This is a genomic window from Pseudomonas sp. SJZ080 (assembly GCF_007828295.1).
Classification (GTDB): domain Bacteria; phylum Pseudomonadota; class Gammaproteobacteria; order Pseudomonadales; family Pseudomonadaceae; genus Aquipseudomonas; species Aquipseudomonas migulae_A.
The window spans coordinates 24,589-36,804 of the sequence record NZ_VIUK01000038.1 but is presented as its reverse complement, the minus strand read 5'-3'; the positions used below and the strand labels follow the sequence as shown (position 1 = coordinate 36,804).

10 protein-coding genes are annotated in these 12,216 nt (G+C 56.5%); 5 read left to right on the top strand and 5 right to left on the bottom strand.

The features are described 5' to 3' along the window. Positions 1-123: 123 nt before the first annotated feature. The 4 genes from FBY04_RS33395 to ppk2 form a co-directional block, all read right to left on the bottom strand. Positions 124-528, bottom strand: coding sequence for a hypothetical protein (locus tag FBY04_RS33395; RefSeq protein ID WP_145319157.1), 405 nt, complete (start codon positions 526-528; stop codon positions 124-126). A gap of 168 nt (positions 529-696) precedes the next feature. Continuing rightward, on the bottom strand, positions 697-1,008 hold the full coding sequence (locus tag FBY04_RS30290; RefSeq protein WP_145319154.1) for a hypothetical protein: 312 nt from the start codon (positions 1,006-1,008) through the stop codon (positions 697-699). A 535-nt stretch (positions 1,009-1,543) separates the two neighbouring features. Beyond that, complete coding sequence (locus FBY04_RS30280; protein WP_145319151.1) at positions 1,544-3,019, bottom strand: TniQ family protein; 1,476 nt, start codon at positions 3,017-3,019, stop codon at positions 1,544-1,546. Positions 3,020-3,462: 443 nt separating this feature from the next. Beyond that, positions 3,463-4,284: a polyphosphate kinase 2 gene (gene ppk2 / locus FBY04_RS30275; protein WP_084317654.1), complete on the bottom strand. Its 822-nt coding sequence runs from the start codon at positions 4,282-4,284 to the stop codon at positions 3,463-3,465. 107 nt (positions 4,285-4,391) lie between these two features. Between ppk2 and FBY04_RS30270 the strand changes: the two genes are divergently transcribed. The 5 genes from FBY04_RS30270 to FBY04_RS30250 all read left to right on the top strand — a co-directional run bounded on the left by FBY04_RS30270 (position 4,392) and on the right by FBY04_RS30250 (position 11,490). Next, complete coding sequence (locus FBY04_RS30270) at positions 4,392-5,294, top strand: LysR family transcriptional regulator (protein WP_084317655.1); 903 nt, start codon at positions 4,392-4,394, stop codon at positions 5,292-5,294. A 127-nt stretch (positions 5,295-5,421) separates the two neighbouring features. Then, the gene (locus FBY04_RS30265; RefSeq protein ID WP_084317656.1) at positions 5,422-6,048 is read left to right on the top strand and encodes a glutathione S-transferase family protein; all 627 of its coding nucleotides are present in this window, start codon (positions 5,422-5,424) and stop codon (positions 6,046-6,048) included. Between the two features lie 62 nt (positions 6,049-6,110). Next, positions 6,111-8,141: a pyridoxamine 5'-phosphate oxidase family protein gene (locus FBY04_RS30260; RefSeq protein WP_145319148.1), complete on the top strand. Its 2,031-nt coding sequence runs from the start codon at positions 6,111-6,113 to the stop codon at positions 8,139-8,141. Positions 8,142-8,183: 42 nt separating this feature from the next. Then, on the top strand, positions 8,184-9,380 hold the full coding sequence (locus FBY04_RS30255) for a DUF3142 domain-containing protein (RefSeq protein ID WP_145319144.1): 1,197 nt from the start codon (positions 8,184-8,186) through the stop codon (positions 9,378-9,380). After that, positions 9,367-11,490 carry a hypothetical protein gene (locus FBY04_RS30250; protein ID WP_145319141.1) on the top strand — a complete coding sequence of 708 codons (2,124 nt, stop codon included), beginning with the start codon at positions 9,367-9,369 and terminating at the stop codon, positions 11,488-11,490. The genes FBY04_RS30255 and FBY04_RS30250 overlap by 14 nt, the downstream gene beginning before the upstream one ends. Here the strand turns inward: FBY04_RS30250 and FBY04_RS30245 are convergent, their stop codons facing one another. After that, a complete protein-coding gene (locus tag FBY04_RS30245) occupies positions 11,491-12,120 on the bottom strand; it encodes a LysE family translocator (protein ID WP_145319138.1) in 630 nt (209 codons plus the stop codon). Positions 12,121-12,216 lie beyond the last annotated feature (96 nt).

Sequence of the window (12,216 nt, the reverse complement as noted above, 5' to 3'; positions counted from 1 at the left end):
CACTCTTATCGTTGCTATTAGTCATAAACATAACCGTTTGCCTATCCCTTATCGTAAGGGGGAAACGGTGTCCTGTCTTTCATGGGGCTCGTTCAAATTGCATGGTCGATAGCTCGGCTCCTCTCAAAGGAAAGAAAAGATAGTTTTCAATGACGCCTTCTGCTCAACACCCTCTCCAACAAGTACATACACTGTGTTTCGTGTCTCAAATAGGAATCCCTCCAGAAACTGCACACACATACTGGAGCGTACCCAATAGCCCGGTTGGAAGCGGCCTTTGCTATCTAAGATGACTTCGAAGGCATACAGATAGAGAGGGAGGTGGCCGGCTCTCTCGACTGTTACAAGCTCCTCGGGCGTGAGGTCCGCACAGAAGAGCGTCCAATTTCTTACTATGCAGTAAGGCTTCGCTGGGTAGCGCGAGGTAACCACAGCTATCAGCTCTTCTAGGCCTAGAGATGTCCCATGCCTGGTGAGTTTTGGACTACCTTTTACCTCGTGCTGGTCATTACCATTATCTCTATTCAAGAAATCACCTTACCAAGTGATTGCAGGGCGGATGTCCTCTTCCCCGCTGGTGAGTTGAAGGTTGGCAAGGTCGAAACTTTCCACAAGTCAGCGCCCGAGCTGTCGGTTCGCGTCATACCGTACTCACCGCATAGAAACCGTTAGCTAAGGTTGGTTCAACGTTCAATTTCAGTTGCGGAAGTCGCCGAAAAAATCATCCTTAGCCACCAAACCGAAATCGTCGCCGGCATACGCCCCGTTATCATCATTGAAGAGGTTCTGGGTCTGCCGTTCCCGCTTGATGTTGCTAAGTGTCTGAAAAAAGCAGCTTTCGCACAGGTGCAGCTCATAGCGCTCACCATCATGCCTTGTGTCATACCCCCAGTGAGCTTGAAGGGTAGCGAACTGAAGTCCACCGCCTGTAACTCGGGTGGAGAGCAGGCAGATATCGCAGACGACATCTGTGATGGCTTCGACTTCAACCTTTCCGATAATCTTCATCTGCTATCTCCAACCTAGGGGCCGAGATCAAGCTATTAGCATACAGCGACTCTCTGGCGACCACTGCTCGTTCCTACAGCCGGTCGCATCCGCTGATCGGGTGAAGCTGTTGTTAGGCCCGGAAAAACGTAGTATCGAACCGATGTTGTCGCTTAAGAGGACTAACCGAATGGTATTGTCCATAATTTCGCGCTGCCGGGCCGAGGCTCAGGCTGTATTGGCAAAGCGATCCGATAGGCGTAACCGTTTTTTGGACATAGCCTTATCTAATGGACCTGAGTTTGAACCCGTTGGTTGCCTTGCGGGTTGCCGCCAAAACGCGGTGAAGGATCATCCGGTCAATAGGTGAAGGTACTTATCCATTTGCGTCTGGTTGCATTTGGAGTTGTATATGCTTGCATGTAGTCGAATGGCCGACTGTTTCGGTCTCGACTTCCTCGTGAAATGAGGTCGCTTAACTCTCCGTATTAATGTAATGGGTGTCTCATAGCTAGCTACAATCACCATCAGTTAGCCGTTGAGAGTCCATTTGTTACTACTTTGTGATGCCGAGTATCAAGTCTCCCGGTGGCGGCGAACTACTTGTGTTGGGTAGTGACCAAGTTACAGGGACTGAGAGTTCGCTGATGTTACGTGGAAGACTGGTAACGAGGCATCCGCCTATCAGCCACCCAAAATATTCGACAACAGGTTGTAATCGCGCAGTCGGAATACCTGTTAATGCCTTTAGCTGATTTATTTTCCGTTCATGTATGCCAAGGTTAGATGCAGCCCAGAGTATCAATCTGATGTAATAATGATGCGTAGACTCAACAGTATTTTTTAACGCCTGCGCTAATTTGGGGCGGCCCTGCAATTTTTTAGTTGGCAGGGATTTACGTGATTTTAATCCCTCCGTAATCCGCTTTGCTGTAACCCTAATTGGCATTCCTTCACAGGAATATATTTCTTTTGCCAATTTGAGAATTTCGCCTGCTACATTTTCATCACTTGTACGCGGTTTAGAGGTGAGGTTGTATTTTTTAAGCTTACGACTAGTTTGGCAAGGGTCATTTTTTTTGAGCCATTTTATAAGTTCAAAATGGTCACTGAAAAGTTCTTGGATGTCGTTGTATGTGCAGTGCATAAGTATGTTGTTGAGTCTGGTCCTTTTTTCTTTTAATTCAGAATATGCTTGACTGGTAAAGCCCTTGCTTTGGCATGTGTTGACGTATTCCAAGAAACGGGAGGCATCTTTGAATAGTACAAATATGATTAGGAAGTAGTATTCTAATGTGACACCATTCGAAAGTATTCTGCGTGAAGGGACTACAAGGGTAAGTGAAGTGCCGCTCAATACAGCCTCAGCGTGAACTGCAACTGCGTTTATATCAAGAGCAATTCCTTGATTTAGCCCGAGTTCAATAGCTCGATTGAGTATGGCCTGAGTAATGGATCCTGCCTTGATCGAAGTCTTCTTGCTATTTAATAAATCGTGAATAAACTTAGCGTGCTCCAGCTCTATCGGTGGGGCAGTTGGTTTTATGCTTAATTCGTGTAATGGAGAGTTACTGCATTCATAATACTCGGATGTCGTATGTAGCAAGTGGCTGCGACTGCAGCTACTGCAAGAGTGTTGTAACTGAGTCGAATGTATGTGGCAAAAGTTGATTTTTGGGAAATTGTGCGACCTGTGGACGTAGGCAACCCCATGAAGTTTTATATCATCTCGAATACAGTCTGGGCACATTACGCTAGAATATTTTGTGAATCCGGAACTGCGAGATACACTGTTGCTATGTGGGTAATGGAGAAGCGGATCAAAAGTATGTCCCCAATTGAAGTCTTCAATTAGTACTTCGCTGTCTAGCTTTAATTCAGCGTGCAGTTGTTTTAAAGTGCGGGAGTTATCCACGCGGTGTTTTGGCTTGGATCTACCTTTTGGCGTGCTCATATCACCGAATAAATGACGTAAACGGTTAAATATAGAAATATATAGCTCGTCCGGGAATACTCTAGGGATGTAATGCATTTTTCCGCTATTCGAATGAGTGGAGGTTTATAGTTGCTGTCATTTAAGTTTTGTGGTCAATTTTCGCATCACTTTATTGTGCGGTAAAGTGGCTAATCCGCAGGTTTAAGTTAATGTTCTCTATTCGAGGGTTGTGATGGACACCAGCCGACTATGTCGCCGCTCATTCAGCCTAAAGCTGCGAGATGAAGTATTTTGAAGGGTTATTAAGCAGGGCCAATCGACGTCCCTGCCAGGTTCGAGCTGTGTCGTGCTTTATTGTTTAAGGCCGGGCTGGCGCGAGCGGGAAAACAGCGTTCTGTGTTGTGGATTATTTTTTTTGCTGGGATTCTGGTGGCCTTGAAGGACCCGAATCTACGGGAAGCGTGTGTTAGCCTTTATTGTGTGCATACAAGGGGCGAGGTCGCTGTCATGGACAGGACCTTGCCCCTTTTACATTCAGCTCAGAATTTTTCCGCGATCAACCGCAGTGGATAATTCGGTTCTTTATAACTGCCCGGTTTCTGCCGTTTGGGCAACTTCACGGCTTCCCTCGGAACTTCCTTGTAAGGAATGCGACTGAGCAGGTCGGTGATGATGTTCAGGCGAGCCCGTCGCTTGTCATTCGAGTTGGCCACTAACCACGGGGCATGTTCGGTGTCGGTCATCTTGAACATGTCGTCACGTGCGCGCGAATAGTCATACCAGCGGCTGTAGGACTTGAGATCCATGCCGGTGAGCTTCCAGATTTTGCGTCCGTCCTTGATGCGAGCCTGAAGGCGTCGTGTCTGCTCCTCCGGACTCACTTCCAGCCAGTACTTGATCAGAATGACACCTGAATCGACGATCGCGCGCTCGACTAGAGGGATGGCCTTCAGGAAGCTATCCACTTGTTCCTGGGTGCAGAACCCCATCACCCGCTCCACGCCCGCACGGTTGTACCAACTGCGATCGAAGATCACCACTTCGCCAGCCGCCGGCAGATGCGGCAGGTAGCGCTGCACATACATCTGACTTTTCTCGCGTTCTGTCGGCGCACTGAGTGCAATCACCCGGAAGACCCGCGGGCTCACCCGCTCGGTCAACGCCTTGATGGTCCCGCCCTTGCCAGCACCGTCGCGCCCTTCAAAAACGACGCACACCTTGATGCCCTTGTGTCGCACCCATTCCTGCAACTTGACGGTTTCGACGTGCAGTTCGCGCAGCGCTTTCAGGTAGTCTTTGTTGCTCATTTTCGGACTGTCAGCCATTTGTGGCTTTCGTGCCCGCTTCTTGTCCTTCGCCATGACCAAGACCTCTCTGTCTCCCGGTCATGTCAGACTAGGTCGTTTTCGACGTCGCGCTCAAATTTGAGCCTGACGGTTGCTCTTTTTTTGAATGGAGGACATGCCCGGTGGACCGATTTCAGGAAATGCAGGTCTTCGCAGCCGTTGCCCAGGAACAAGGCTTTTCGGCGGCGGCGCGGCGTTTGGGCATGTCGGCGGCCAGTGTCACCCGTGCAGTGGCGGCGCTGGAAAAACGCATCGGCACGCTGTTGCTGACCCGCACCACGCGCAGCGTGTACCTGAGCGAGGCAGGCCAGCGGTATCTCGAAGATTGCAGGAGGATTCTCGCCGAGGTGCAGGAAGCGGAGGATTCGGCAGCGGGCAGCCACGCCGAGCCCCGCGGGCAACTAACTGTTACGGCGCCAGTATTGTTTGGCGAAATGTTCGTCACCCCAGTGATGGTGGATTACCTGACGCAGTTCCCTGAAGTCTGCATCAATGCGGTGCTGGTTGACCGAGTGATGAGCATGGTAGAGGAGGGGATTGATGTTGCCGTGCGCATTGGTGAGTTACCCGACAGCAATCAGCACGCCATTCGTATCGGAGAAGTACGGCGGGTGATCTGTGGTTCTCCGCGGTTTCTGGCGGCAAACGGCAGGCCTGTACATCCGCAAGATCTGGCGCACGCACCGATCGTTGCAACGTCGGCTATCGGCCAGCAGAGAAGCTGGCCATTTCTGGTTGCAGGCGAGTCATTCAGTGTTCGGCCGGAGCCACGCCTGGTGGTGACGGCGAATCAAGCGGCCGTCAACGCTGCGTGCCTGGGGTTAGGGTTCACCCGTGTCCTGTCTTATCAAGTCTCGAGCAAATTAGCATCGGGCGAGCTGGAAATTGTGCTGGAGGACTTTGAATTGCCGCCATTGCCCATTCATGTGGTGTATCAGGGCGGACGCAATGCCCCGGCGCGGATTCGAAGTTTTGTCGACTACGCGGCGAAAGCGCTGAGGGAACACCCGGCCTTGAACGGCTGAGTATTTATTGCTCAGGCTGAAATAATTGATTGCGTTTGCTGACTATTCTGTCGTTTTGATTGTGGGTGGAAGATGACTTCCATCGCGCTGATCTCCCGAACGGCGCTACCACCCAGTGGAGTCGACCATGCAAGCGATCAAACTTTATAACTTCCCGCGTTCCGGCCATGCGCACCGTGTGGAACTGATGTTGTCCCTGCTGCAACTGCCGACCGAGCTTATCCTGGTCGATCTGGCCAAAGGTGCGCACAAACAGCCGGAGTACCTGGCAATCAACCCGTTCGGACAGGTTCCTGCCATCGACGACCAAGGCGTGGTGCTGGCTGATTCCAATGCGATTCTGGTTTACCTGGCGCAAAAATATGGCAACGGTCGCTGGCTGCCAGCCGACCCGGTTGGCGCGGCGAAGGTTCAACGATGGTTGTCTGTGGCTGCCGGCCCGATTGCCTTTGGTCCGGCCAGGGCAAGACTGATCACTGTATTTGGTGCGGCTTATAACGCTGAAGAGGTGATTGCTTACTCTCACATCTGGCTCAAACAGATCGATCAGGAGCTGGCTGCTTCGCCTTATCTGGTTGGCACCGAACCGACCATCGCCGACGTCGCGGCCTACAGCTACATCGCCCATGCGCCCGAAGGCAATGTGTCGCTCGAAGACTACGCCAACGTACGAGCCTGGCTGACGCGTATCGAAGCCTTGCCTGGTTTTGTCGGTATGCCGCGCACCGTCGTCGGCCTGCAAAAAACTGCCTGATGCTGCGGCCCGACATCGTCGGGCCGTCCACACTGCGCCTGTCGCGCAGAGGAGAAGCCGTTATGGACCGTTCACCTTGGCACGTTGGCGAGAAACAGTTGCAGGCACACGTCGGTGTTGCCGAGCGAATGGAGACGTTGGGTCGTAGGGTGGTTCGCACCGAGATGCCGGACCAGCACCGCACGTTCTATGAGCAACTGCCGTTCATGCTGTACGGCGCAGTGGACGCCGACGGCAACCCTTGGGCCAGCATTCTTGAAGGGCCACCGGGTTTCGCTCACTCGCCCGAGCCGGATGCGTTGCTGTTCAACAGCCTGCCGGGGGCGGATGATCCTGCGCAGTTGGTCGATGGCGCGGCGATCGGTCTGTTGGGGATAGAACTGCATACCCGGCGGCGCAACCGCCTCAATGGTCGCGTCGGTGCCGTAACGGCAAAGGGGTTTGCTGTAACGGTCGAACAGTCCTTCGGCAACTGCCCGCAATACATTCAATTGCGGCAGTTTCGCTCGGTGCCGCTGGCGGATCCGGCGACGCGCATTGCTCAACACCTGAACGGCCTGGATGACGCGGCCAAAGCCGTGATCACCGCCGCCGACACCTTCTTCGTCGCGAGTTATGTGGATATTGATGGCCAGCGTTCAGTGGACGTTTCACACCGTGGCGGCCAGTCCGGTTTCGTACGGGTGGAAGGCAATCGCCTGACCATCCCGGACTTCGCCGGCAACCTGTTCTTCAATACCCTGGGCAACTTGCTGGTCAATCCCCGGGCGGGCTTGCTGTTTATCGATTTCAACTCGGGCGACCTGCTACACCTCAGCGGTCGCGCCGATGTCATCCTTGAAGGCCCGCAGGTCGAAGCTTTCCAGGGCGCAGAGCGTCTCTGGACATTCGAGGTGGAGCAGGTGGTGCGTCGGCCAGCAGCGTTGGCTTTGCGTTGGCGCTTCGACGGCGTATCACCCAACAGTTTGATGACCGGAACGTGGGAGCAGGTCGAGGCCCGTCTGCAAGCCCAGGCGCTGGGTGATCGTTGGCGGCCGCTGCGAGTGGTGCGGATCGAAGCGGAAAGCCACAACATCCGCTCGATCTATCTGGAACCTGCCGATGGCGCGGGGTTGCCGGTGTTTCAGGCGGGGCAGCATTTGCCACTGCGATTCAACATTGGCGGTGAGGTGCATATCCGCACTTACAGCCTGTCGAGCGCGCCGTCCGACGACTTCTTCCGCATCAGCGTGAAACGTGAAGGGCTGGTGTCTTCGCACCTGCATGAGCAGGTGCGAGTCGGTGATCTGCTGGAAGCCCGCGCGCCGCAGGGGCACTTCACGGTGGCAACCCATGAACGTCGGCCGTTGGTGTTGCTGGCCGCCGGTGTAGGTATTACACCGTTGCTGTCGATGGTGCGGGAGGTGGTGTATCAAGGCCTGCGCACCCGGCACATTCGGCCTACATGGTTTTTCCAGAGTTCACGCACGCTGGCCGATCAACCGTTTCGTCCCGAGCTGGATCGCTTGCTCGAGAGTGCAGGTGAGGCGGTGCGGGTGCTGCGTCTGCTCAGTCAGCCGGAGGCCGATGCTCACGAGGGCGAAGACTTTGATATGACGGGACGGATCGACACGGCTTTACTCCAGTCCATGCTCGAAGTGGAGGACTACGATCAGCTGGACTTTGTCCTCTGCGGCCCGGGCAGTTTTACCCAAGGGCTGTACGACAGCCTTCGAGGACTGGACATCCGTGACAGCAGGATTCACGCCGAGACCTTCGGCCCGTCGACCTTGCGTCGCCAGCCAGACCCCGACGCGGTGGTCATCGAGCAACCGCCCGCCGCAACCACCTCGGTGCCGGTGGTGTTCCAGCGCTCGGCCAAAGAAGCTCGCTGGCAACCCGATGGCGGCAGTTTGCTGGAGTTGGCGGAAAGCCGCGGCTTGCGTCCGGAATTCAGTTGCCGCGGCGGTTCCTGCGGGACCTGCAAGACTCGCCTGGTCAGCGGCCAAGTGAATTATCCACAGCCGCCAGCGGAGGTTCCGGACGAAGGAAGCGTCCTGATTTGTTGTGCGATTCCGGCACAAGGCTCGCAGCCTTTGGTGCTCGACCTGTAGCATCTGACGGACGCTGCCTTCAGCAGCGACAAAGGATGCTTTATGGTTTTTCTCGCTCGCCTGTCGGGCTTTCTAGTGATGGTGGCGCTGCTTGCCGGTTGTGAACGACAGGACGCGCCGCCGCTTGATCAGCAACTCTACGTCTGGCAACGGCAATGGACGCCGGCCCACGAAGCTGCACTCAAAGACAGCCGCGCGGACTTTTCCACGCTACGAGTGCTGGCCTTGCAGGCTTTTCCCCGGGCGGGTTGGAGCCGGGCGAGAATCGACGCGGCGTTGCTCAAACAGGATGGCCGGCCGCTGATCGCGGTGATTCGTCTCGATGGCCAGCTCAAGTCGCTGGACCAGGACGAAGTCGCCGCGCAGATCCAGCAGGTGCTTGGTGATTGGCAAGCGCAGGGGCTGATCCTCGCCGGTGTGGAAATCGACCACGATGCCGGCAGCGTCCGGCTACCGGCCTATCGGAAATTTCTCACGGCTTTGCGTGCGATTCTTCCCGCCTCCATGCCGCTCAGTATTACGGCATTACCCGCCTGGCTCGACAGCCCTGAACTGCCGGCGTTGTTATCCACAGTCGATAGCAGCGTGTTGCAGGTGCATGCGGTGAGCGATCCGCGCCGGGGCTTGTTTGACCCGGATCAGGCGCAAAAATGGGCGAAGGCCTGGAGCCGCATCACTTCGAAACCTTTTTATCTGGCGCTGCCGGCTTATGGCGTGGCGCTGTTGCCGCAGACCGGCGGTGCACCGCTGGTGGAGAGCGAAGTACCGGTTGAACGCGGCGGCGAGCGTCGGGAGTTGCTGGCCGATCCACAGCAACTTCGCACGCTGGCCACTGAATTACGCCACGATCCGCCGGCACATCTGGCCGGCCTGATCTGGTTTCGCTTGCCCCTGGCCAATGATCGCCGGGCCTGGAGCCTGACGACCTTGGGCGCCGTAGCCCGCGGTGACACACTCGACAGTCGCCTGACGCTGAAACTCTCGGCGCAGGATGGCCTCTATGACGTCAGCATCAGCAATCAAGGCAACCTCGACAGCGTCTGGCCCGAGCGTCTGACGCTCGCGGTGCGGGGCTGTGATGGCGCCGATGCCCTGGCCGGTTATGCGTTGCAACGGAACCCGGATCTGCTTACCTTCACCCGCCTGCGCGACGGACGAATACCGGCCGGCGGGCAGCGCGCCATCGGTTGGGCGCGTTGCACACACATTGATCAAGGAGGTTCGAATGTTCACCCGTAACTGGCCCCGCCATTTGCTCTGCCTGAGCCTCAGCTTGCCCCTGGGTTCGGCATTGGCCTGCGGGCCGGATTTCCCCATGCGCCTGCTCGACAACCGGGGGCAGTCGCTGGCGGAGCTGCCGGAAGGCAACTTCCAGTTCGAGATCAATCGTCTCGGGCATGCGATTGCGGGTCTGAAGAACGTCACCGAAGTCGTCTACAGCAGCATGGACGCGTCCGACTACGCCGAGCAGCGGGACAAGGCCGAGCAGGCCGGTTTGACCGTGGAGCAGCAAGCGCAGGTAACACAGTTGCGCAGTTTGACCGATGCTCATCAGGTTGAAGCACAGGGCGCTACTCTGCCGACGGAACTCGTGCTCTATCTGGCGGGCGCCGTGGCGTTCAACGCGGGTGACCATGGATTGGCCGCCGAGTACTTCCAGAAAGTGCTGGCGCTGCCGGCGGATCAACGCGCGCTGCGCAGTACCTGGGCCGCGTATTCGCGGGGCCGCGCTTTGTTTGCCATGAGCGCTGAAGCGGGCGCAACGCCTGACCTGCTGGCGCAATCGCGCAAAGCCTTCGAGCAGACTCGGCAGCTGAGCATTGACGGTTTCAGCGACCCGCTGGAACTGGGCGTCGCCAGCCTCGGCGAAGAAGCGCGCGTGACGCGTACGGCGGGCGATTGGAACCGTGCCATTGAGCTTTATGCCACGCAAAACCTCCACGGTTCAGCGGTGGGTTACACCTCGCTGAAACTGTTGGTGGCGGATCTGGCGGCGATGCCTGACGAGCAACTGGCTGTATTGCTGAAGGGGAAACCCGTGCAGCAACTGGTCACGGCGTCCCTGATCAGCCGATTGGGTTGGTCATTTGGTGATCAACCACCCACCGAACAAAAACTGATCAAGTTGCTGCAGGCCAGCACCCGCGGCAGTCTGGATAACGCCGATCGACTGGCAGCGATGAATTATCAACAGGGCGACTACGCCAGCGCCAAGGCTTTCCTCGAACACGCTGGCGACGGTGGCCTGGCGTGGTGGCTGCGGGCGAAACTGGCGATGCGCGAGGGCGATAAAACCGCCGCCGCCGCGGCGTACGCCAAAGCGGCCCAGGCCTTTCCCCAGAATGAATCCTGGGGTGAGCGGCGAACCCCGGACTGGGACTTCGAATCGCTTCAGCCCAAGTGCCGGGTCGAAGGCGAAAGTGCAATCCTGGCGTTGCAACGCGGGGATTATCTGCAGGCGTTCGATCAGCTTTATCGCAGCAACGATATTTACTGGTTTGACGCCGCAACCGTCGCCGAGCGTGTGCTGACCGTCGATGAGCTCAAGCAATACGTCGACACTCAGGTGCCGGCACCGCCGTCGCTGACTCAGCAGGATCGGGATAACTATGTGCCGTTGCCGGTGGCGGCGAAGTTGCGCAATTTGCTCGGGCGACGGTTGTTGCGTGAAGAGCGTTACGAAGCAGCGCCTGTGTATTTCGACAACGCCGAACTGCAAGCCAAGGCCAAGTGGTACGCAGAATTGCGCCACGACGCCGAATCGAAATGGTGGCCGACCAAACGGGCGTTCGCTTACTTCCACGCCGCCACACTGGCCCGTTTCGATGGAATGGAGCTGTTGGGCTACGAGATGTCACCGGATTACGCCACCTTCGGTGGCAACTACAGTCTTGAAAGCTCCGAACTCAAGGTCGGCCCACTAGTGGCTGAAGAGGAGGTCAAGCGTCAGCAGGCCAGCGCGGCGCAACCCGATCAGCGTTACCACTATCGTTATGTCGCCAATGCATTGGCCAGTCGCGCCGCCGATCACTTGCCTCATACCAGTCAGGCCTTTGCGGCTGTGCTGTGTGCGGCGACAGGGTGGAACACTGATCAGGAGCAGAAAAGTGCCTTCTATCAACGCTACGTCAAAGAAGGTCCCTACGTGGATTGGGCGCTTTTCTTCGGCGAGCGATGCCCTTATCCAGACTTCCAGAACGCAGACAAACGTTACGTCACCCAGGCGTTGAGTCCGATCCGGGCAACGCTACGGCCTTACAAAAAATGGCTGGAAATAGGCGGTATCGTGCTGTTTACAGGCGTCGCCCTGTTGTTGATCAATCGTCACAAGCGTAAGGCGCGCCAGTAATCAGGCCTGTTGAACAAAGGTCAGTCGCACTGCGAAGCCAATCAGCAGGCAGCCAAACAACCATTGCTGGAAGCGCTGGGCCGAAGGACTGCGTTGCAGCCAGCGGCCAAGTGCGGCGCCCGCCAAAGCGTAGGTGCTGTCGAACAACAAACCGACACCGACCAGCACCACGCCCAGGGTCGCGAATTGTGCGAGCACCGGCCCTGCGTGCGGATCGATGAACTGCGGCAACAGCACCGAGCAGAACAACAGTGCCTTGGGGTTAAGCAGGTTGGTCAGTAATCCGCGCCGGATCGCTTCGCGCCAACGTGGTTTTCCACAGGCTGCCTCTGCACCGTTCAGGTTCGGCAGCAGAGTGGTTCGCAAGCATTGAATGCCGATCCACAACAGGTACGCGGCTCCCGCCAGGCGCACCACATCGAAGGTCCAGGGCGCAGCCTTGAACAGTGCCGCCAGCCCCAATGCCGCCAGTAACACGTGACAGCCCCGTGCGATGCCCAAACCCACGGCCGTCGCCAGCGCCGCGCCTTTGCCTTGGCGTGCGCCAGTCTGCAGCAGCAGAATCATGTCCGGGCCCGGCAACAGGTAAACCACCGCCAGTGCCATGAAAAACAGCCAGAGTCCTGCCACGATGCACCCCCCGATTCGTTGTCGATTCTGTAGGGTCAGTCTAGGGCTGAAGGGCAGGGCAGGTGGTTGCGTAGTTTGCTTCTAAATAGTCTTTGG